The organism is Achromobacter sp. PD1 (assembly GCF_048541815.1).
GTDB classification, from domain to species: Bacteria; Pseudomonadota; Gammaproteobacteria; order Burkholderiales; family Burkholderiaceae_B; genus Achromobacter; species Achromobacter bronchisepticus_A.
Genome location: NZ_CP183349.1, coordinates 4893330 through 4913382, shown reverse-complemented (window position 1 = coordinate 4913382; position 20053 = coordinate 4893330). Strand labels below are relative to the sequence as shown.

Below are 20053 nucleotides of genomic sequence, written 5' to 3'. Positions count from 1 at the left end.
CGTTCGCATCGGCAGGTCCGCCGCAAACAGGGATATAGTGGTGCGCCCTCCAGCGCTCCCGCCTTCGCGGCGAACCAGGACTTTTCTTAGCTTCAGGATGCTTGCATGACCATGACCGCCGAACAGTTTCATCAACGCATGTGGGAAATCCTGGATCCCGTGGACACCGAACATTTCGAGGTCGTGGCCGCGCCCGCGCCCGATGCGGAGGCGATCGCCGCTCTGGAGGCCGCTGTCGGCTTCCCGCTGCCTCCGGCGTTTGCGGCCTTCTGCCAGCGTACCAACGGCCTGTGCGTGATGGCGCGCGAGGAAGTCTGGCCGCACGCGAAGGAGTTCGAGGTCGGCCCCGCCTGGACGTTCTGGCGCGGCCTGGTGCTGTTGGGCATCGATGCGCCGGAGTTGCCCGAATGGGCCAGCATCTCGGCGCAGCAGCGCCAGCTCGCCGAGGCCGGTTTGCCCGGCATCCTGCCCGTGCTGAAGATCGTGGGCGACGGCAGCCGGATCTGGGGCGTGGATCAGACGGGGACCGTCGTGGTGATCGATGACTTGACCGAAGTGGAGCCGCTGGCCGGCGACCTCACCGACCTCTACGCCGAGCAGATAGCCGATCTGCTGCAGCGCCAGCAGGATATGGCGCAGCGGCTGGCCGAACGCGCGGCGCGCAAGCAGCGCAAGCTGCCGGGGTAGCATGAGCGCAATGCTGCAAGTCACGGAAGAACCCCTGGCCGATGAGGACATCGTGCTGCTGCGCCGTGGCCGTCGCGGCAGATTCCTGACGGCCGTGTTCGCGGGGCTGATGTTCCTGCTGCTGGCGAGCAGCGCGATCATGTTCGTCGTGCTTGGCGCGTCCGATCGCAGCCTGCGCCGCGGCGCTGACGGCGTGGTGATCCTGTTGTGCACAGTGGCGATGACTTGCTTCGCGGTCTTTCTTGGACGCAGGTTGCTGCGCCTGCCGCAAGCCTGGCGCCGCTTCAATCGGGTGTTGAAGGGGCGTGTACCCAAGCAGATCGTTTCCGGGCACCTGACCGGTTTTGGTCCGGCCGGGAGTCCCGGCATCTGCTACGTCTTCGGCGAACAGCGCGTGGACGTAGCTCTGCCGTTTTGGAACGAGATCGCCAGGGACACTCGAGAAGGTTTCCGGCCTGTGACGGCCGTGGCGCTGACGGACCTACCCGTGCGCCTGCACTTGCTGACGCTGGACCCCGACGCGCCACCCGTGCTGTTGCTGGCCGAGTACCCGATGAGCGCGCAGGCCTGGAATTCGGTCGAGGAAGTCAGCAATGCCGACCGCGAGGCCGTGCGCAAGGAAGAATTGAGCCTGCGCAAGTTCTTCTACGTGCTCGCCCTGGCGCCGCTGGTCGGCAGCCTGTTCCTGGGGCCCTTGATCCTGCTGGCCGCATTCTTCGTTCTCACGGGATTCGCGCTGGGCGTGCGCAGCCCCAGGCTGAAGCGGGCCCGCTACAAGCTCGGGGTACGCGGCTTGGTCGAGGAAGTCGTGAGCTATCGCGTGCGCGCGACCAACTCGAACATTTCCACGCTGGTCCACAACTATCGCATCGGGGGCGTGATGTACCGGGTCGAGCATTTAGGGCAAGCTGCCGCGCCGGGCCAGCGCGTTGCCTTCGAGTATCTCGACGGAACGGGCATCATGGGGCCGAGCGCCTTGTTCTTTCGAATCGAAGACGAGCCGGTCATGGCGCTATGAGCGCGGCGCGCTGCCCGCCGCCTTGAACTCTTTCGGGGTCTCTGCGTGCGGCGCGGGCCGAGCCAGCGACTTCATGCCTGTGCGCAACACGCTTGAGTGCTTGCGTTGTCGCCAGGCGCGTGGCGGCCATGCCCGGCCTCGGCCGGCGCCATACCCGCAACCGTGCAGTTCCGTCCTTGTCGCTTCGCCTCGTAAAGCAGGTCGTCTGCCCGCTTCAACGCGCTGGCGAAAGGTTCTCCTGCCTGCACGAGGGTCACTCCCATGCTTGCAGTGAAGCGGGAATCTGGAACCTGTGGCGCCCAGCGCTGCGCCACGAAACTGGCACGGATCTCTTCGGCAATTGCGGTGGCGCTTTCCAGGCTTGCCGTGGGCAGCAGCAGCAGGAATTCTTCTCCTCCCAGCCGGGCCGCATGGATGCGGGTGTCCGCTTGCGGCCTGAGCAGGGCGCCGAATCGGGCAAGCACCATGTCGCCAAACGCGTGGCCGAAGACATCGTTGATGCGCTTGAAGTTGTCGATGTCGGCCATGATCAGCGCGGTCGGTGTCGCCGCATCCGAGAATGCGCGTCCGGAGGCAAGCAGACTATCGAGTCCTTGGCGGTTCAGCAGGCCCGTCAAGGCGTCGGTATGGGCATGGCGACGGTACTTCTCTATGGCGTCGTAGCTCGTCGCGATGAAGACCGCGAAGGTCAAGACTATGCTTCCGAGCAGTCCGGTGTATTGGATCAGGATGCCCCAGACCGACGTTCTCCATTCGCCCGTCGAGAGCGGCGGAATCGGGGCGGCAATGTACAGGATGCACTGGCCCGTCAACACGAGGGAGATGAAGAGGAACGCGGCGGTGAGCACCCTGTCCGACGTAGTCACGGCATGCCTGGCGAAGGACAGCGTGGCCCGCCAGGTCACGAGCGCGCAACAGGCTTGCACGAAGAACGTTTCCAGCTTCGCGCTGGCAAACAGCACTACCGAGACAACTACCATCGCCGTCGAGGCAAGCAGGACCGCAGCATCGAAGTAGGGGGAAACTTGGCTGCGCCTGCGGCTCTGAAGGGCGCGACAGGCGAGGATGACGCCGCCCAGAATGAAAGCATCCTCGACGACCTGTTTATATGGGGAAAGTGCGCTGGCCGGCACCAGCATGATGGCGTAGCCTGCGCCCAGGCAGGCCAGGGCGCAGCCCCACCGGAGCGTATTGAAGCCGATGAAGCGTGCAGCGCAGAGTCCGATGGCGCACATCAGGATCGCTGCAGGCACGGACCATTCAAGAAGGGTTGCGGGCATGGACAGGCGAATACGTGGAACGGTACACAGTCGAGCGCATGCTCGGCCGACACAATTTGTATGGAAAAAGATTACAGTGTGTTGCAATGTATCGCCAGGACTCAACAGTCAAGGATTGTCAAGCGTTGCGGCCTGCTTCGCCGGGAAGGGAAAGCCGGTGTCTGCCGGACGTTGAACAGCTGGCGAGAGACGCGGCGGCTGTCAGCTGGCCGACAGGCGGGCGCGAGGGGCGCCAGCTACACTTCCGGCATCCCGCGCCAATGTCCGCCGGACCGGTCCCGTGCCCCGCGGCAAGGCGGCGGACTGGCGGCCGGTCTCCCATTCTCCCGCCATGTCGCAACCCGATTCGTTCAATCTGAAGCAGATCGCCGTGCCGGCGTTCGGCCCATCGCTGCTCTATGGCATCAGCAACGGCGCCATTCTTCCCGTGATCGCGCTCACCGCGCGCGATCAAGGAGCGTCGATAGCCACCGCCGGCCTGATCGCCGCCCTCATCGGGGTCGGCTCGCTGTTTTCCAATATTCCGTCCGCGCTGATTACGCATCGCTTCGGCGAGAAGCGCGCCATGGCTGGCGCGGCGGTGTTGAGCGTGGTCGGCCTGCTGCTCGTGATTGGCGTGCCCAACCTCTGGGTGCTGGCGCTGGCGATGCTGATGCAAGGATGCGCGCAGTCGGTGTTTCAGCTGGCGCGCCAGAGCTACATGATTGAGGTCGTGCCGCTGGTGTACAGGGCGCGCGCCCTGTCCACGCTCGGCGGAACGACGCGGATCGGTACTTTCTTCGGCCCTTTCGCGGGGGCGGCGCTGATTCATTTCGTGGGGCTGGATGGCGCCTATTGGGTTGCCATCTGCGCCATGCTCGGCGCAGGACTCATCGCCATCAAGGCGCCCGACATCGAGCCTTCGGCGGGCGTGAGCGCGGGCGCGCCGCGCGCGCGCATGGGCGAGGTTGCGCGCGACCATCGCGGCGTGTACGCCACGCTCGGCGTGGGCGTGATGCTGATCAGCGCGCTGCGCGCGTCGCGCCAGGTGGTGATTCCCCTGTGGGCAGACCATCTGGGCCTCGACGCCGCCACCACTTCGCTCATCTACGGGCTGGTCGCCGCAGTCGACATGTCGGTGTTCTATCCGGCGGGCAAGGTGATGGACCAGCGCGGCCGCTTGTGGGTGGCATTGCCTTGCACGCTGCTGATGGGGCTGAGCCTGATGGCGATCCCGCTTACCGACGGGGTGGCGAGCTTCATCCTGGTGTCGGCGCTGTTGGGCTTCGGCAACGGCATCGGATCGGGCATCGTCATGACACTGGGCGCCGACGCCGCCCCAGCGGGCGCGCGCACGCAGTTCCTTGGCATCTGGCGTTTCATGGCCGACCTTGGCTCGAGCGGCGGGCCCGTGGCGCTGTCGGTGCTGACCGCCCTGGTGTCGCTCGGCGGCGCATCGTTCGGTGTTGGCACGCTGGGGCTGGTGGCGGCCGGCGTGTTCTGGCGCTGGCTACCGCGCCGCGCGCAGGCTTGAAGAGCCTTGCTCCAGGGCTCGCACGGGTCATGGGAGCCGCCCGCGTCTCCGTAGGGAAACGGAAGATACGGTGTCGGATTGAGCTTTCGCGCCGCAATTTGTAGTCTGGCATCATATTTTTTGCGGAATGGCCGCCCCGGAGGCGCTGATGCCGACTCCCTCCTATGCAATCCTCGAAGCCCCTTCCACGCTAGGCTTGGCGACCGACGGTGTGGAATGTCTGCCTGATCAACTCCTGGCCCACGGCCTTGCTGAGCGCATCCATGCACGCCGCGCCGGGCGACTTGCCGTGCCTCCCAAGAATCCGACGCCCGATCCCGAGACCGGCACCCTGAACGCCAAGGCCATTGCGGCGTGGTCGCCCAAGCTTGCCGACGCGGTGGGCGCGTTGCTTGATGCGGGCGAGTTTCCGGTGCTGCTAGGCGGCGATTGCACAATCCTGCTGGGTTCCATGCTCGCGTTGCGCAGGCGCGGCCGTTACGGCCTGCTCTTTATCGACGGCAACGCCGACTTTTTCCAACCTGAGGCGGAACCCTACGGCGAAGGCGCTTCTATGGATCTTGCCTTCGTCACCGGCCATGGTCCGCCGCTATTGGCCGACATCGAAGGGCGCGGGCCTTTGGTCCGCCCAGAAGACGCTGTTGCGTTCGCGTATCGCGATCATGAGGATCAGGAAGAGTACGGCAGCCAGCCGCTCCCTGAAGCGCTCAAGACGATTGATCTCCCCGCAGTACGTTCGATGGGCATCGAGGCTGCTGCGCGGCAGGCAGTCGATCATCTGACGCGAGCAGAGCTGGACGGTTTCTTTATCCACGTCGACGCAGACTGTCTTGACGACGCCATCATGCCGGCCGTCGATTTCCGCGTGCCTGGCGGCTTGTCGTGGGAAGAGCTGACGGCCGCGCTGCGGATTGTCCTGTCGAGCGGCAAGGCTGTCGGCCTTGAGATCACTATCTACAATCCGCATCTTGATGAAGATGGCAGCGCCGGGCGTGGCCTGGCCGATTTGCTGGCTGCAGCCCTCGGAACGGCTGCGTCATCGGTGTAATCGCGGTGTCCGGCGGCACGCAGTCGCATCGAGTTTGCGTGCAGCTGCGGGATGCCTTTGATCAGCGCACCGCGAACCAGTCTCCCGCCAGGCTGCCGTTCATGCCGCAGAACGGCGGACCGAAGCCGTCTTTCTCCACTCCGGCGGGTGGCGTTTCGCGCACCACCAGCACCGCGCCCCGGCGCGTCAGGTCCAGCGTCCACGGCGGCCCGTCCTGATAGGTGACGATGATGCTGTCGCCTACGGCGACCGCCTTGCCGCTCAGATCGCAGACCCAGCGGCCGCTGTAGGGCTCGGCCGAATTGGCGGCCACGAGCAGTTGACCGTCGGCGCCGCGGGTGATTTCAATTTCACCTTCGACGTTCTTCCACTTGCCGACAAAACCGGCAGGCGGCTGCGGATTGATGGACTTCAGAAAATTCAGGCGGTAGCGCATGCTGGTGCCGATCTCCTTGACCGGCGTGCCGCCCGAAAAGGGCTCGTCGTAGATCCTGTCCCGCACGCCCAGGAAATAACGTTGGTCGGCGGTCAGCGATTTGACCGCCTCGGCGTCGAGTCTGGCGCGCACCGCCTTGTACTGCTGCGCGATGGCCGCATCCTGGTCGGCCAGGGCCGGGTGGGCGCAAATGGCTTTTTCGACCGGAGTCGCGGCTTTGGCGCAGTTGAAAGAGGGGGCAGCCACGGCGCTGCCTGCCACGGCCAACGATGCTGCAAGGACCAGATGACGGATCATCTTGTGTAGCTCTCCAGGTTGTGTAAGCGTTCGGCGGGCCTGTCGGCGCCGAGATGACGGCGCAGTTTACCGGCGCGGATTGTTCTTGGGGACGGCGGGATGACGTTGTCGCTTCTGCCAACCGCGCCCGGGGTGGCGACTTCCAAACCGAGGCCGCGGAATTTGTGTTGGGTATGTCAATCAAAAAAATATAAGCCTTTGATTCTTATTGAATTGCGTGCCAATTCGAGCGGATTCTGGCTGCGGACTCCTGATTTCTTGGTCAGTGGCGCTCTCTTAAATATATAATTCATCTGATAAGCATTCGCATTTAGATATCGGAAAGATGAATTGTGGCCAAGAAAACTCAGTTGACTATCTCGCTGTGCGTCCAGTGCTTTAGCCCGGCAGTCGCGCTGTCCTTGATTCTTCCCGCCAGCGCCGCCGCCCAGACCGCGGCGCAAACCACGACGCTGCAGCCCGTCACCGTGACCGCGGGTTCGGTCTCGGAGGAAGACTTGCCCGCGCCCTATGCCGGCGGGCAGGTGGCGCAGGGCGCGCGTCTGGGCCTGATGGGCAATCAGGACGTGATGGACACGCCATTCAACGTCACCAGCTATACCTCCGAGCTGATCCAGAACCAGCAGGCGCGCACGTTGGCGGACGTGATGGCCAACGATCCTTCCGTGCGGTTCACGACGTCGAGCGGGCATGCCTACGAGAACTTCCGCATCCGCGGTTTCGACGTCAACCAGAACGACGTGGCGATCAATGGCATGTATGGCCTGGCGCCCATGGGGCGCACGCCGCTGGAGTTCGTCGAGCGGGTGGAGGTGCTGAAAGGCCCGAACGCCTTGTTCAGCGGCATGGCGCCCAGCGGGGCGGTGGGCGGCACGATCAACCTGGTGCCCAAGCGGGCGGAAGACACGCCCAATGCCACCTTCGGCGTGAACTGGCAGGCCGACGGCCAGCTGGGCACGACCATCGATGCCGGCCGCCGTTTCGGCTCCGCCAATGAATGGGGCGCGCGCGTCAACGGTTCCTTCAGCGACGGCGCCACCACGCTGGACGGCCAATCCAGAAAGCGCGAGTTCCTGTCCGCCGGCCTGGACTATCGTGGCAGCGCCCTGAGCGCGTCGATAGACGCTTACCACAGCCAGGAGTCGTTTTCGGGCGGCACGCCGGCCATGTTCTGGTTCGGCGGCTCCGTCGTGCCCGACGCGCCCGATCCCCGCATCAACCAGTTCAGCACCGGCTATGGCAGCATCCAGAGCAACGCCGTCATGGCGCGGGCTGAATACCGCTTCAATGACAGCGTATCGGCCTTTGCCGGTGTGGGCAGGCGCGACAGCCATCAATCGGGCCTGATCAACGGCACCCACGCGCGGCAGATAGACGCCAATGGCAACTTCACGGGCTCCATCATCGGCCAGCGCGCCTACACCGATGCCACCTCGGCCGAAGGCGGGCTGCGTACGCGGTTCAACACGGGCAGCGTGCGGCACGAGCTGGTGCTCCAGGCCTCCTTGCTGAAGCTCGAGGACGGGTCGGCCACCGGCACGGCATCGACCTTCAAGTCGAACATCTACGACCCGATCACGCCGGTCATGCCGGCGGTGCCGGGCAGCGCGCCCAAGACGGCGGAGAATACGCTGTCCAGCCTGGCGCTGGTGGATACCATGTCCTTCTTCGACGACAAGCTGCTCCTGACCGGCGGCCTGCGCAACCAGCGCGTGAAGACGACGAACTTCGACAAGACCGGCAAGACGACAGCCCGCTATGACGAGGACGCCGTGACGCCGGCCGTCGCCATCGTCGTCAAGCCCTGGGGACCGGACGTTTCGCTGTATGCCAACTACGTGCAGGGCCTGAGCAAGGGCGATAGCGTCACGGACACCAGCGCCAGCAACTATGGCCAGGTGTTCGCGCCCTACAAGACCAAGCAGCAGGAGCTGGGCGTCAAGTGGAATGCCGGCACCTTCACCAATACCCTGGCAGTCTTCCAGATCGACAAGCCCATGCTGGTGACGGAGGGCTCCACGGCCAAGCCTACGTACGCGGACGGCGGCGAGAAGCGTGTCCGCGGCGTGGAGTGGAATACCTTCGGCGAGTTGACGGCGGGCGTGCGCGTGCTGGGCGGCGTCACTTACACGCAAGGCACGCAGGTCAAGACCTCGTATGGCCGCTATGACGGCAATACCGCGGTGGGCGCGCCGCGCTGGCAGGCCAATGCCGGGCTGGAATGGGATACGCCGTGGGTGCCCGGCGTGACGCTGAGCGCGCGCGTGCAGGCGACTTCGAGCCAGTACGCCGATGCGGCCAACAAACTGCAGATTCCGGGCTGGGGCCAACTGGATCTGGGCGCCCGCTACGCCACGCAGATCAACGGCCGGGACGTGGTGTACCGGCTGAATGTCAACAACGTGTTCGACAAGCACTATTACGCCGGCAGTTTCAGCGACACGACGCCTATCGTGACGCTGGGGCCGGCGCGCACCGTGACCGCCTCCGCCAGCATCAGTTTCTGAATACGGGATGTTTTGTCGGTCCCTGTTCCGGACAGTCGATGCAGGACAGGGATAGGCAGGCAGGTCTCGGGCAATTCATTCAGAGGTGACCATGGAAGTCCTGATTCTTTTCAGCCTGGCAAGCCTTTTCCTGGGCAGTTTCTGTATCTATCGCGCTTCGCCCAATCAGCGATGGGCCGCCACGTCCTGGCCGGTCCTGTCCGCCCGCGTCGCGGGCATTCTGCTGCTCGCGCTGGGCGGCTGGGGGTGCCTGCGCGCATTCTCTGCCGTCGCGGCCGTGTTCGTTTTCTGCACGGCCTTGATGCTGTTCTTCAGCCTCATGCCGTATTTGGGCGTGCTGGCGGGCTTGCGCGGAAGGGACACGCATGAAGCCCGTTAAGCCCGCGCCGATCCGGCGTGACTGGATATCGAAGAGCCTGGCGGGCGCATTGCTCGGTTTCGCGCTGGCCATGGGCGCCAGCGCGGCGCTTGCCGCCTGGACGGCCGGCATTCCATTGGCGACGCGTTCGCAGCTTGCCATGTGGCTGGTGCCGCCGGTCTGGCTCGGCGTCGCGAGCACCGTCTACTTTTTCACCAGCGGCCTGCGCGCGTGGATCTGGCTGGGCGGAGCCTGCGTGCTGCTCTACGGCGGACTGCTAGTCGTCAAGGCGATCTGAAGGGAGTCCGCGATCATGAGAGCCGACTACATACGCATCTACAAATCCGTCCATACCTGGACGGGCATCCTGACCGGAATGGCGCTGTTCATCGCCTTCTACGCCGGCGCGCTGACCGTATTCAAGGAGCCGCTTACCCGTTGGGCGACGCCGCCCGCGGTCGTCGCGCCCGTGCCGCTGGAAGAAGCGCCCGCCCTTATCGCCAGAACCCTGCAAGCGCGGCCGGATGTGGCCAAGGGGTTCAGCATCCATCTGCAGGACGCCGAACACGTGCCGGCCCGCATGACCTGGGAAGTCCGTGACGGGCAGGCCGACGATCACGATGAATCGTCGATTCGCCACCATGTCGCCTATCTGGGCGCGGGCGGCGAGCTGCGGTTGGAGGAGTCCGCGCCGAGCGGGCTGATGTCGTTCATCGACGTGCTTCACCGCGTGGTGGGCCTGCCTGTCGACAGCGATCCCAACCGCTGGTTCATGGGCATCGTCGCATCGCTCTATGCAATCGCCCTGGTGTCGGGAGTGATCGTGCTGCTGCCGTCGCTGGTCAAGGACTTTTTCGCCTTGCGGGTCGGTAAGAACCTGAAGCGCATGTGGCTGGATGCGCATAACGTGGTGGGCATTGTTTCGCTGCCATTTCACATCGTCATGGCGCTTAGCTCCGTCGTGTTCGCGTTCCACGACGGAATCTACGATCTGCAGGACAAGCTCATGTACGAAGGCAAGCTGGAATCCGTTTTCCAGCGGTCGGGCGGCGGCGCGCCCGCTGGAGAGGCCCGCAATCCCGCAGACATGCTGACGCCCGCGGAACTGCTGGCCCAGGCGCGCGATCTCGCGCCGGGTTTCGAGCCTTACACGCTGCAGTATCAACAGGTCACCAGCCCGCGCGCCATCGTACGCGTCTGGGGCAAGGACGACAGTGCGGTATCGCCGCGGGCGCGAGGCGGATTCGTGGCGCTCGATCCCTACAGCGGGAAGGTGCTCAACCGCGACTATCTGCCGGGCGGGCAGGACGCGCCCAACCTCTGGATCAGCAGTTTCTTCGCGCTGCATATGGCTTCCTTCGGCGGCGCGGCAGTGCAGTGGCTCTATTTCCTGCTTGGACTTGCGGGCGCATGGCTGTTCTATAGCGGCAACCTGCTGTGGATAGAAACCCGTCGCAAGCGCGCCAACCGGCAGACGGGCGAGATTCCCGTGCAACGCTTGGACACGCGGCTGATGGCGTCGGCGACCGTGGGCGTCTGCCTGGGGTGCGTGTGTGGCATTTCGTTGATGATGGTCGCGTCCAAATGGTTGAGCGGGTACGTAGGCGATCTGAATGCCTGGCTCCGGGCGCTGTACTACGTGGCGTTCTTTGCCAGCCTGGCCTGGGCATTCCTGCGCGGGGGCGCCGCGGCAGGGGTGCATCTGCTATGGGTCGCGGCAGCCTTGACGCTGGCGATACCCGCGACCTCGCTCGTAGGCGGGCTGTTTCCCGCATCCGGGCTTTGGGCGCACACGTCGGCCGCGGCGCTGGCAGTGGATGCGACGGCCCTGGCTGCGGGGCTGGGATTTGCCTGGATGGCGAAGGCCAGCGCGCGCAGGATAGGACGAGGCGATGCTGACAGCGCATGGGCGCCCAGAAGGCTCGCCGCGCGCGAAGGATAGCGGACCGCTGCGAACGGGCCGTGAACAACCGAACGGATGAACATGCGTAACAAGAACAGATTGGAATGGCGGGATTGGATGTCGTCGGCCGCGCTGGCGGTTTCGATGATGGGCATGGCGCCGGGCATGGCCGCGGCGCAGTCCAGGCAGGGCGTCGTCTCACCCGAGGCCCATATGGACGAACGAATTTCGCTACGGAAAGGAGAGTTCCTCGCGGGCACTTGGGCCGCGGAATCCGGCGTGACCCTGGATCTGCTGGACAGCGCCGGGCAGCACGTGCGCCGGCTGAGCGACGGCGAGAAACCGGCCGGAGCCCTGATGCTGGTGGCGCCGGAGGACGGCCTCTACACCGTTCGCGCGCAGGGCCAGGGCCTGTTCCGCTGGGCCGTAACGGAACGCCTGCCCCTTGCGGAACAACGTGCGTCCGCGCCGGCGTTCGACAGCCCGCGCCTGGCCGCGCTGGCGGCGACGCTGGCCGCTGGCGGCACGACGGATGCCTTTTGGGATGAGGTGGCTCAGCGAGGCACGCCACTGGTCGAGGCCGTGGACACCAGGCATGACCGCGTCACGTTCCTGTGGCGCGGCGCCGAACGCAATGTGCGCCTGTTCGGCGGGCCATCGTCGGACCATGCTCAGTTGGCGCGCCTGGGCAATTCCGATGTCTGGCATGCCAGCTTCGTCGTTCCCCGGTCCACGCGCCTATCCTATCGCCTGGCGCCGGATGTGCCGGAGCTTCCGGGCTCCGGCATGGCGCGGCGCCGCGCGATCCTGGCCACGGCGCAGGCCGATCCGCACAATCCCAAGGCATACCCCGTGCGCGGCATCGACGCGTACCAGACCTATTCCATGCTGGAGCTGGCGGACGCGCCGCCGCAGCCCTGGGTCGAGCCCCGCGCGGACGTGCGGCAGGGAACGGTCGAGACCAAGGAGTTGCGCAGCGATCTCATGCGCAACACGCGCAAGATCCACCTGTACCGTCCTGCTGGCTGGCAGCCTGGCGCGGCGGACAATCACGTGCTGGTGCTGTTCGATGCCGGCGCCTATCTGGGCCGCGTACCCACGCCCACCATTCTGGATAACATGATCGCCGCCGGTGTCATTCCCCCGACAGCGGCGCTGCTTGTCGACAACCCTACGGCAGAGTCCCGCAGCCAGGAGTTGCCGCCCAATCCGGACTTTGCGGACTTTCTCGCGAAAGAGCTGATGCCGTGGGCGCGCAAGCAAGGCATCAGCGCGCCTGCCGCGCGTACGGTCATCGGCGGTTCCAGCTACGGTGGGCTCGCGTCGGCCTATGCGGCGTTGCGCCACCCCGAAGTGTTCGGCAACGTGCTCAGTCAGTCAGGTTCCTATTGGTGGTCGCCGGCCGGCGAGGAGGATCAGTGGCTGACGCGGCAGTTCGTCGCGGTGCGCAAGCTGCCGGTGCGCTTCTTCCTCGGCGCGGGGCTGTTCGAGTCCGGACGCGGCGGCCAGCCGGGCATCCTGGAGACCAACCGCCATCTGCGGGACGTGCTGCGTGCCAAGGGCTATCTGGTGACGCACCGCGAGGTGGCGGGCGGGCACGATTACCTGGTCTGGCGCGGGACCTTGTCGGATGGCTTGCTGGATTTGATCGGCACCGGCAAGCAGGGGGGCGGATAAGCCCGGTTTGAAAGCTGGCAGGCCTGCTCAGGAGGCGTCTTCGGACGCCTCGCCATGCTCGTCCCACCAGTCGCCCAGCGCATCAAGCAGCGGCACGAGAGTCCTGCCGGAAGGCGTGAGCTCGTACTCCACGCGCCGCGGATAGCCAGCGAAATCAGTGCGCAGGACGATCCCGGCCAACTCCAGCTTGCGCAGCTCCAGCGTCAGCATCCGATGCGAGATGGTCGGATTGTCGCGGCGCAGGTCGCTGAAGCGTCTGGTGCCTTCCTTGAGGTAGTAGATCAGGAGCGCCGGCCATCTGCCGCTCAGTATCTGCATGACTTCCTCGATGGGGCAGCGCGAAACCAGGTCTTTCATGGGAGAGTCATGGTGACAAAAATGTGCGTAATTTACTTAGCCTAGCAGATCCGTAGAATTCAATCCGCTGCGCAGCGTGACCCTCATCTACGGAGAAAGAAATCTTGGAACCCATTCTTGTCTATGGCTTTCCGCTGGGAAGTTCCATGGGGCTCGTCGCTGCGCTGGAGTGGCTGGGCAAACCCTATCGCCTGTGCCGTGTGGACATGCTGAACGAAATGCGTCTGCCTTCTTATGCGCGGATCAACGCACGCCACGAAACGCCGGCATTCGTCAGCGAACAAGGCGCGGTTTTCACGGAAACCATGGCGATTGCGCGCTGGATCGAAAACCGGGATGACGAGCGCAGGATCAGCTTCGATCCGCTGTCGCCGGAATCCGACCGCATGCACCAGTTCATGGCTTTTCTGAACACCGGTTTTACCGCCGCCTTCACCCCGCATTGGGTCGCCCTGGAAATGGATCCGCCGGATCCGGCCTTGCAGAAAACGCTGCGGGATTGGGGCGCGCAACGCGTCATCGAGCGGCACGACAAGCTCGAAGCGATGCTGGGCGACACGCCGTTCCTCGTAGGCGATCGTCCGACGCTGGCGGACGCCGTGCTGGTCGGCGTGGCGCGCTGGCTGGATTTCCATGAGGTCGCTGCAAAGTCCCGCTGGCCCAAACTGGCGGCGCTGCGCCAGCGCCTGGAGCACGATCCGGCGGTGAAGTATGCGATTGCGCTGGAAGATGGCGCACGCCCCGCCTGTTCGGGGCTGTGCCAGGGTCACGTGCCGCTGGAAACCTTGATCGCCACGTACGGGAAGTAGGCGGCACGCGCAAGCGCGCCGCTACTCGCCTCTGCCACGCGCGTCTGCTACGCGCGTCTGCTACGCGCGTCTGCTACGCGCGTCTGCTACGCGCGCGGCGCTTCCCCTTCCTCGCGCGCCTCCAGCTCGTTGCCCAGCACTTCGGCCGAGTCCTCGCCTCGCGGCGCGGGCTCCAGCGGACGCCGGGTGTGGCCGGCGGCGCGGGCGTCCTCGCCTTCGTCGGGACGCTCGGCCTGCACGAAGACATTCGCCGGCGGCGCATAGCCCCGCTTGTCCTGGCCGAAGTACACCACGGTATGCGGATAAGGCAGTTCGATGCCGGCGGCGTCGAAGTGTTTCTTCAGCAGCCGGTTGTAGCCGCGCTGCACGGCCCATTGCATGCCCGGCGTGGTCTTGATCAGGATCCGGATCGTCACGCCCTTCTCGTTGACCGCGGTAACGCCGGCAACCGTGATGTCTTCCAGGATCTCGGGGCCAAGCACGGTGTCGGTCATCAGCTCGGCGAAGGCCGCGCGCAGATGCACGATCGCGTCGTCCACGCTTTCGCGATGCGCGATGGTGTACTCGCCCAGGTGGTACGAGAAGTCGCGCATGTGGTTGGCGACCACGTCCACCGATGAGAACGGCACCAGATGGTAGCCGCCGTCCAGCGTGCGGATGCCCACCGAGCGTATCGTCATCTTCTCCACCGTGCCGAACACGCCCGCGACCTGCACCACGTCGTTCTCGTTCATGCCGTTCTCTAGCTGGATGAAGATGCCCGTGATGATGTCCTGGACCAGCTTCTGCGCGCCGAAGCCGATGGCCAGGCCGACCACGCCGGCGCCGGCGATCAACGGGCCGACATCGATGCCGATCTGCGACAGCAGCACCATCAGCGTCATCGTCACGATGACGATCAGCGCCGCGTTGCGGAACAGCGCCAGCAGGGTGCGTTCGCGCGCGCTGGGCATGCCGCGTCCTTCGCTCTGGCTGAGGCGGTGCTCGATGATGCTGGCGATCACGGTCCAGGCCAGCGCCGCGATCAGCAGCACGATGACGATGTTCACCGTCATCCGGATGGCGGCGCCGCCGGCATCCGAGGCCAGCCAGCGCGACAGGTCGAAGGCGCGCCACGCGTCCAGGACCAGCAGCACCAGCACGATGCGGATGATCAGGCCGACCAGTTTCAAGGTGGCGGGCACGTAGGCGTTGACGCGAGCCTCCAGCAGCGGCAGGCGCTTGCGCAGGTCGTCAGGCAGCCTGATGGGCTTGGCCAGCGCGGCGTTCAGCAGCAGGATCAGCAGGCTGCCCACGCCGATGACCAGCAGGGTCTGCGCGGTGGCGCGGGCCATGAAGGGCAGGGCGTTGGTCGGGTCCACCTGGCTGACCACCAGCAGGATGGTGAAGTAGCCTATGCCCAGCACATGCCACACGCGCGCCAGGATGTGCAAGCGCGAACCCATGAACGTCGTCGCGCTGGCGGCGCGCCGGTCGAGGTGCCCGCGCACGGTCTGGCGGTTGCGCCAGATGACGCGCACCGCATACACGTACACGGCCAGCATGATCAGCAGGTTGGCCAGCCGGCCCAGCGCGGGCGACAGCGAGGCCGAGACCACGGGGTCGATCAGCAGCGTGCCGTAGCCGGCCGCGGTGGCGATGCGCAGCAGCCACGCATTCCAGTATCTGGCGTTTTCGTCCGTCATGGGCAAGAGGCGCAGGTGCGGATGCTTGACGGCGAATACCGTGCGGATCAGCACCTTGACGATTTCCACCGAGACGAAGGCGCGCAGAAACACCGCCGCCAGCGCGTCCAGCGCGCCGCGGCCGGGCGTGCCCCACAGCGCCGCCGCGCCGCCTGCCATGGCGGCAAGCAGCACCACTCCCGCATCGATGGCCAGCGCGCCCACGATCGCGCCCGCGCGCCGGGACAGCACTCGCATGGAGGCCGGCGCGCCGCGCCTGGGCGGCGCTTCGGGAGCGTGGCGCTGTTCGGCGACCCAGCGGTCGATGCGTCCGTAGACGTACATGGCGATCATCCGCAGCAGGATGAAGGCGAGGATGGTGGCGGCCGCGGCCAGCGCGAGCGGCTTCAAGGCATGGCCCGCGGCGTCGCTGTCCATGCGCAGGCTGCCGCCCGAAGCCAGCGCGCGCATGTCTTCCACGCCCTGGCCCATGTCGGTCGCCAGGCCGGTCAGGAAGCGCTGGACGTTGTCGGCCATGCGTTCCTGCAAACCGGGTTCGGCGGGCTGTGCGGACGCGGAGGCCGCGCCCGCGGAACGGGAGGCGGCGGGTTTTGCGCCGGAGGCCTGGGCGCGCAGCTCGTCGACCAGCGCCTTGCGCGCTTCGGGGTTTTCCAGCAAGTCCGCCAGGGCCGCCGGAGTCAGCGCCGAGGTAGACGCCGCCGCCGCTTGCGGCTGTAGCAGCCCCGCGGCCTGGGCTTGCCAGGAAAGGGCAAGGCAACACAACATTGCCGCCAGCAGCAGGGCCGCCAGCCAGGGCTTGGGCCATCGGCGCCGCCGCAATGGGGCTGCCAGAACGGAAGGCTGGAAAGGAAGCGATGCTGTTGTTGCGGATCTAACCACTAGTGAATCTCCTGTGCGATCTGGGCAAAAAAAGGGGGCGAAGTCGTGCCGCGCTTAAGAAATCCGGCGCGTCGCCGTTAGTGCAGATGGCTCAACTCTGGTCTGGAGCTTTTTCATGACCTCCAAGTTTGTCTTCCCGGCGTTGGGACTCTTGCTTGCAGGCAGCATCGGGCTGGCGGCCTATCAGGCAGAGTCCGCGCCGCTTGCGCCGATGCTCGTGCGCTTCACGGTTCCCAGCCTCTGCACAGTCAGCCAGGGACCAGCTCGTCCCGCAGTGCGATGTTCCCAGGGAACGCCCTGGCATGCGCAGCGCGCAGGGGATGACCAATACTGGACCGTGGTGTTCTGACCCTCAGAATTCGATGGTCGCGGTTACCACGTCGCTGTATTGCCCGGGGGGCGGCGCCGTCTGCGCGGGCACTCGTCCATAGACCTGCACCTGCTGGATGTTGCCGGTTCCCGTGCCGGTGACGAAGGTGGTGCCCGCAGTGCCGTCGCCCCAGGGGATCGTGCGGTCCGCCGACGTGTGCAGGTCATACCTTACCAGCCGCGTGCCCGTGGCGTCTCGCAGGTAGCGCTGGCTTACAGTGCCGTTCTGGCCGCCGTTCAGGCGTATCCGGTAGGCGTCGTTGTTGGTGCAGCGCACCGCCAGCGTCGTATTGGCCAGGCGTGCCGAGCGAAAGTCAGCCATCGACCCGAAGTTCAACGGGGAGGCGGAAATGGTGCAGTTGTTGGTCACGTTGGCGCGCACCGTGAAGTTATAGCTGCCGCGAGTGGTCAGCGACGAGCACGCGGGCCGGACCAGGATTGAGAAGCCGTAGTCGAAGGTTGCTACGCCGGCGAAAGTTTCCGAGTACGCGGTCGTGGCGTTATTGGCTGTGGGCACCGTGTATTGGCCTGACAGGATCTGCCCGGTAATGGGCTGGTTGACGGTGGCCTGGCTGCCCAGCAGGGGCTGAGTGAGGTCGATGATGACGGGCGTCGATCCGTTGGCGGCCGAGCCCCACAGCGGGCTCATGGAGGAGTTCGGCGACAGCCGGTATTGCAAGCGATTGACGCCATTGGCCATCTGCCGCGGGTCTTGCACTGTCGATCCGCCGCCGATGCCCAGGTTCACGCACACGCGGGCATATCCCGGCGTGAGCAGGCCCCAGGTGCAGGTCGCCGTCAGTGTGCCGGTCTGCGTCACCGACGAGCCGAGCACTGGATTGAAAGTCGGAAACGTAATGGGTGTCATGGACACGGTGCAAGTTTGCGCATGCGCGCCGTTCCCGCCCAGCCACAGGGCCGCCAGCAGCAATGCGGCAATCAGTGTTTTCACGGCCGGGCCTCCACGCATGTCACCGGCCCCAGGCGCGGCAGGCTGCCGTCGATGGGGGCCTGGAAGTCGAACTGTGCCGTGCAGGCAAGATCCGGACCTTGGACGTCCAGATGGTTGCTCTGGCCCAGGTTGCGCACGAAGGTCTGGCTGCCGTAGCCCACCACGCCCTCGGACCCGTTCTCCCTGTGCACGACCCGCGCGCCCACCGGCAGCGGCTTGCCGTCGCTGTCCACGAGATCGACGATGGCCGCTGCTTCGCGGGTGATGCCGAACTCCACCAGCACGCCGGATCGGGACTGGGGCACGACGTCGAGCGCATAGGCCGACACCTGCGCGTTGGGCGGCAGGTCCATGCCGTCGAGTTCCAGCGTGTTGGTCTGGTAGCTGTTCAGGTCCGGCACCACCAGGCGGCCGTTCGAGGCCGTCTGGCCGATGACCCGGTTCTGATACAGGATGGGCAGGCCGGGTTCGCCGGTGGAGACCAGCGCGAAGCCGTCGTCGATGCGCCGGGACGCTTGCGCCGCGCCATCCATGAAGACGATGGCGCCATTTACATCGAGCTCTCCCGTGGTGTGTCCGTCGTAGCGCTGCGCGCCCAGCGTGATCTCGCCGTAGCGTCCCAGGTAGCGGCCCCAGCCTTGCTCGTAGCGGCCCGCCTCATAGGTGCCGGCCTGCACGCCCCAGCCGAATCCGCCGCCGTAATCGGGGCTGCGGATTGCGCTGGCGTTGGTGTATGAGCCGCCGTCCTGGCGTCCAGCCATGGCATTGAACGAGGTTTCGCCCAGGGTGATGCCCAGGCTGAAGAACGCGCCGCGGCTGTCGCTGTCGTTGAAGTCTTGATAGGCGCTGATGCTCAGCGTGGCGCGGTTGCCCACCCGGGTGCTGTAGGCCACCGAACCGATGTGGGCGGCTTTGACGCCCGGATAGCGTTGGCCGATGTAGCTCAGCGACACGGTCTGTCCGCCGCCCAAGGGCACGGCCAGCGTCGCCCTGTCGCTGGCGCGAGATACGGGGATGCCGTCGTTGGCTGCCAGATCGGCGTAATCGGAAATCGCGCGCAGACTCTGTATGTCGATGGAGTAGCGCTCGTCCACGTACTGATAGCCCAGGCCCACCTGCAGGCCGCTGTTCCTGCCCAGGCTGCCGGCCAGCGACGCGTTGACGACGCCCGCCATGCCCAGTTTGGCCAACATGCCGGCCCCCGCGTTGTACAGCCCGGCGCTGGCTTCGCCATGCGCTTCAACGGTCAGTGCGTTCGAGACGCCGTATTGCCAGGTGCCGCTGAGGGCGGGATCGTCCTTGTAGTCGAACGAGCGCCAGCCATACGCACGGCGCAGAAAGCCCGCTTCGACCGAATAGCTGGACATGCCCTGCGCCAGCAGCCGCGTATCGATGTAGATGGGCACCGACTGCGACACCGGCCGGCCCAGGGCGTCGCGCGTGATGACGTTGGCCTGCCCGAAACCCGTGATGCCCGCGACGTTGTCGACCACGAAGGGGCCGCTGGGGACGTCGCCCGAATAGCGGCGGATGTTGTTGATATAGACATCGACGGCGGACGGCACCACGGCGCTGCCGGCGAAGTCCGGCATGGGGAACGTGACCAGGTCGGGCCGCAACGAGAAATTGCGCCGCCATTGCAGGCCGCCCATGCGTATGGAGCGCGACCAGGCCAGCGATCCGGAAATCGTGTCGCCCACCTGGGTCGCCGTCAATGTGGCGGGATCGGAATGGGTCCAGCTGGAGTCGAAGCGGACATAGCGCCGCAGGTCGCGGTACAGATAGGCCGTGCCTGTATTGCTGAAGACCCCGTATTGGTCGAAATAGCGTTGTTCGCTCCAGATCGCCAGCGGATTTTCGCGGTCGGTGCGCGCATAAAGATCGTAGTTGATGAGCAGGCCGCGATCCGCCGTGGCCGCGGCGACCGGGCTCAAGCCCCGCGCATCAATGCGGTTCGGGATGCGGTACTGGTCTGGCAGGTCGAGATCGACGTCCTGCGCGGCCGCGTCGTAGCGGTACTTCAGGCCGGGGATCCCTTCCAGGGGAACCTGGGCCTCGTCTGCTATTCCCAAGGCACGGGTATCGATCCCCAAGCTGCGCAAGTCCGCGCCGCGCGCCGACAGGCGGCCACGCTCGTCTTCGAACCGCGCGATCCGATGGCTGGGTTGGCCGCTGATGCTGACGCTCAGATAGACGTCGATGGCTGCGCGTCCCACGGCCGTCTCAGGCGCGGCCTGTGCACGAGCGCCGCCATGAACCGCTGCGGCGGCGAGCATCA

17 protein-coding genes are annotated in these 20053 nt (G+C 65.7%); 11 read left to right on the top strand and 6 right to left on the bottom strand.

The features are described from left to right. Positions 1 to 105 precede the first annotated feature (105 nt). A complete protein-coding gene (locus ACM1PE_RS23180; protein WP_419341088.1) occupies positions 106 to 687 on the top strand; it encodes an SMI1/KNR4 family protein in 582 nt (193 codons plus the stop codon). Between the two features lies 1 nt (position 688). Then, complete coding sequence (locus tag ACM1PE_RS23175) at positions 689 to 1705, top strand: hypothetical protein (protein ID WP_419341087.1); 1017 nt, start codon at positions 689 to 691, stop codon at positions 1703 to 1705. 71 nt (positions 1706 to 1776) lie between these two features. Here the strand turns inward: ACM1PE_RS23175 and ACM1PE_RS23170 are convergent, their stop codons facing one another. Next, positions 1777 to 2958, bottom strand: a complete 1182-nt coding sequence (locus ACM1PE_RS23170) for a GGDEF domain-containing protein (protein ID WP_419341086.1) — start codon at positions 2956 to 2958, stop codon at positions 1777 to 1779. Between the two features lie 358 nt (positions 2959 to 3316). Here ACM1PE_RS23170 and ACM1PE_RS23165 point away from each other — a divergent pair, with 358 nt between their 5' ends. Together ACM1PE_RS23165 and ACM1PE_RS23160 are read left to right on the top strand one after the other, a co-directional pair. Then, positions 3317 to 4498, top strand: a complete 1182-nt coding sequence (locus ACM1PE_RS23165) for an MFS transporter (RefSeq protein WP_059371420.1) — start codon at positions 3317 to 3319, stop codon at positions 4496 to 4498. A gap of 148 nt (positions 4499 to 4646) precedes the next feature. Next, positions 4647 to 5546 carry an arginase family protein gene (locus tag ACM1PE_RS23160; protein WP_419341085.1) on the top strand — a complete coding sequence of 300 codons (900 nt, stop codon included), beginning with the start codon at positions 4647 to 4649 and terminating at the stop codon, positions 5544 to 5546. A 61-nt stretch (positions 5547 to 5607) separates the two neighbouring features. Here the strand turns inward: ACM1PE_RS23160 and ACM1PE_RS23155 are convergent, their stop codons facing one another. Further along, a complete protein-coding gene (locus ACM1PE_RS23155) occupies positions 5608 to 6279 on the bottom strand; it encodes a lysozyme inhibitor LprI family protein (RefSeq protein WP_419341083.1) in 672 nt (223 codons plus the stop codon). Positions 6280 to 6611: 332 nt separating this feature from the next. Between ACM1PE_RS23155 and ACM1PE_RS23150 the strand changes: the two genes are divergently transcribed. The 5 genes from ACM1PE_RS23150 (at position 6612) to fes (ending at position 12724) form a co-directional block, all read left to right on the top strand. Next, positions 6612 to 8786 carry a TonB-dependent receptor gene (locus ACM1PE_RS23150; RefSeq protein ID WP_059371422.1) on the top strand — a complete coding sequence of 725 codons (2175 nt, stop codon included), beginning with the start codon at positions 6612 to 6614 and terminating at the stop codon, positions 8784 to 8786. Positions 8787 to 8877: 91 nt separating this feature from the next. Further along, positions 8878 to 9165, top strand: coding sequence for a hypothetical protein (locus ACM1PE_RS23145; RefSeq protein WP_419341082.1), 288 nt, complete (start codon positions 8878 to 8880; stop codon positions 9163 to 9165). Then, entirely contained in the window at positions 9152 to 9442 is a 291-nt protein-coding gene (locus ACM1PE_RS23140; protein ID WP_419341081.1) for a hypothetical protein, read from the top strand. The genes ACM1PE_RS23145 and ACM1PE_RS23140 overlap by 14 nt, the downstream gene beginning before the upstream one ends. 15 nt (positions 9443 to 9457) lie before the next feature. Further along, the gene (locus ACM1PE_RS23135; protein ID WP_280014569.1) at positions 9458 to 11086 is read left to right on the top strand and encodes a PepSY-associated TM helix domain-containing protein; all 1629 of its coding nucleotides are present in this window, start codon (positions 9458 to 9460) and stop codon (positions 11084 to 11086) included. A 42-nt stretch (positions 11087 to 11128) separates the two neighbouring features. After that, positions 11129 to 12724, top strand: a complete 1596-nt coding sequence (fes, locus tag ACM1PE_RS23130) for an enterochelin esterase (RefSeq protein WP_419341080.1) — start codon at positions 11129 to 11131, stop codon at positions 12722 to 12724. A 27-nt stretch (positions 12725 to 12751) separates the two neighbouring features. Here the strand turns inward: fes and ACM1PE_RS23125 are convergent, their stop codons facing one another. Further along, entirely contained in the window at positions 12752 to 13081 is a 330-nt protein-coding gene (locus ACM1PE_RS23125) for a winged helix-turn-helix transcriptional regulator (protein ID WP_059371427.1), read from the bottom strand. 104 nt (positions 13082 to 13185) lie between these two features. On the opposite strand from ACM1PE_RS23125, the gene ACM1PE_RS23120 reads away from it, so the two are divergent. Then, positions 13186 to 13890 (top strand): glutathione S-transferase family protein, encoded by a 705-nt coding sequence (locus ACM1PE_RS23120; protein WP_059371428.1) that lies wholly within the window; start codon positions 13186 to 13188, stop codon positions 13888 to 13890. A gap of 86 nt (positions 13891 to 13976) precedes the next feature. Here ACM1PE_RS23120 and ACM1PE_RS23115 read toward each other — a convergent pair whose 3' ends face one another. Next, positions 13977 to 16340, bottom strand: coding sequence for a mechanosensitive ion channel domain-containing protein (locus ACM1PE_RS23115; protein WP_059371502.1), 2364 nt, complete (start codon positions 16338 to 16340; stop codon positions 13977 to 13979). Positions 16341 to 16569: 229 nt separating this feature from the next. Between ACM1PE_RS23115 and ACM1PE_RS23110 the strand changes: the two genes are divergently transcribed. Further along, entirely contained in the window at positions 16570 to 16803 is a 234-nt protein-coding gene (locus tag ACM1PE_RS23110; RefSeq protein ID WP_059371429.1) for a hypothetical protein, read from the top strand. 3 nt (positions 16804 to 16806) lie between these two features. On the opposite strand, the gene ACM1PE_RS23105 is transcribed toward ACM1PE_RS23110, so the two are convergent. Then, the gene (locus ACM1PE_RS23105) at positions 16807 to 17775 is read right to left on the bottom strand and encodes a spore coat U domain-containing protein (protein ID WP_306635616.1); all 969 of its coding nucleotides are present in this window, start codon (positions 17773 to 17775) and stop codon (positions 16807 to 16809) included. After that, positions 17772 to 20051, bottom strand: a complete 2280-nt coding sequence (locus ACM1PE_RS23100) for a fimbria/pilus outer membrane usher protein (RefSeq protein WP_419343856.1) — start codon at positions 20049 to 20051, stop codon at positions 17772 to 17774. The genes ACM1PE_RS23105 and ACM1PE_RS23100 overlap by 4 nt, the downstream gene beginning before the upstream one ends. Positions 20052 to 20053: the final 2 nt, after the last annotated feature.

Excerpts from the sequence above, each read along its gene's own strand:
- fes (WP_419341080.1), top strand. The coding sequence starts at position 11,129 with ATGCGTAACAAGAACAGATTGGAATGGCGGGATTGGATGTCGTCGGCC.
- ACM1PE_RS23135 (WP_280014569.1), top strand. The coding sequence starts at position 9,458 with ATGAGAGCCGACTACATACGCATCTACAAATCCGTCCATACCTGGACG.
- ACM1PE_RS23175 (WP_419341087.1), top strand. The coding sequence starts at position 689 with ATGAGCGCAATGCTGCAAGTCACGGAAGAACCCCTGGCCGATGAGGAC.
- ACM1PE_RS23160 (WP_419341085.1), top strand. The coding sequence starts at position 4,647 with ATGCCGACTCCCTCCTATGCAATCCTCGAAGCCCCTTCCACGCTAGGC.
- ACM1PE_RS23140 (WP_419341081.1), top strand. The coding sequence starts at position 9,152 with ATGAAGCCCGTTAAGCCCGCGCCGATCCGGCGTGACTGGATATCGAAG.
- ACM1PE_RS23145 (WP_419341082.1), top strand. The coding sequence starts at position 8,878 with ATGGAAGTCCTGATTCTTTTCAGCCTGGCAAGCCTTTTCCTGGGCAGT.
- ACM1PE_RS23180 (WP_419341088.1), top strand. The coding sequence starts at position 106 with ATGACCATGACCGCCGAACAGTTTCATCAACGCATGTGGGAAATCCTG.
- ACM1PE_RS23155 (WP_419341083.1), bottom strand. The coding sequence starts at position 6,279 with ATGATCCGTCATCTGGTCCTTGCAGCATCGTTGGCCGTGGCAGGCAGC.
- ACM1PE_RS23110 (WP_059371429.1), top strand. The coding sequence starts at position 16,570 with ATGACCTCCAAGTTTGTCTTCCCGGCGTTGGGACTCTTGCTTGCAGGC.
- ACM1PE_RS23115 (WP_059371502.1), bottom strand. The coding sequence starts at position 16,340 with ATGTTGTGTTGCCTTGCCCTTTCCTGGCAAGCCCAGGCCGCGGGGCTG.
- ACM1PE_RS23165 (WP_059371420.1), top strand. The coding sequence starts at position 3,317 with ATGTCGCAACCCGATTCGTTCAATCTGAAGCAGATCGCCGTGCCGGCG.
- ACM1PE_RS23125 (WP_059371427.1), bottom strand. The coding sequence starts at position 13,081 with ATGAAAGACCTGGTTTCGCGCTGCCCCATCGAGGAAGTCATGCAGATA.
- ACM1PE_RS23100 (WP_419343856.1), bottom strand. The coding sequence starts at position 20,051 with ATGCTCGCCGCCGCAGCGGTTCATGGCGGCGCTCGTGCACAGGCCGCG.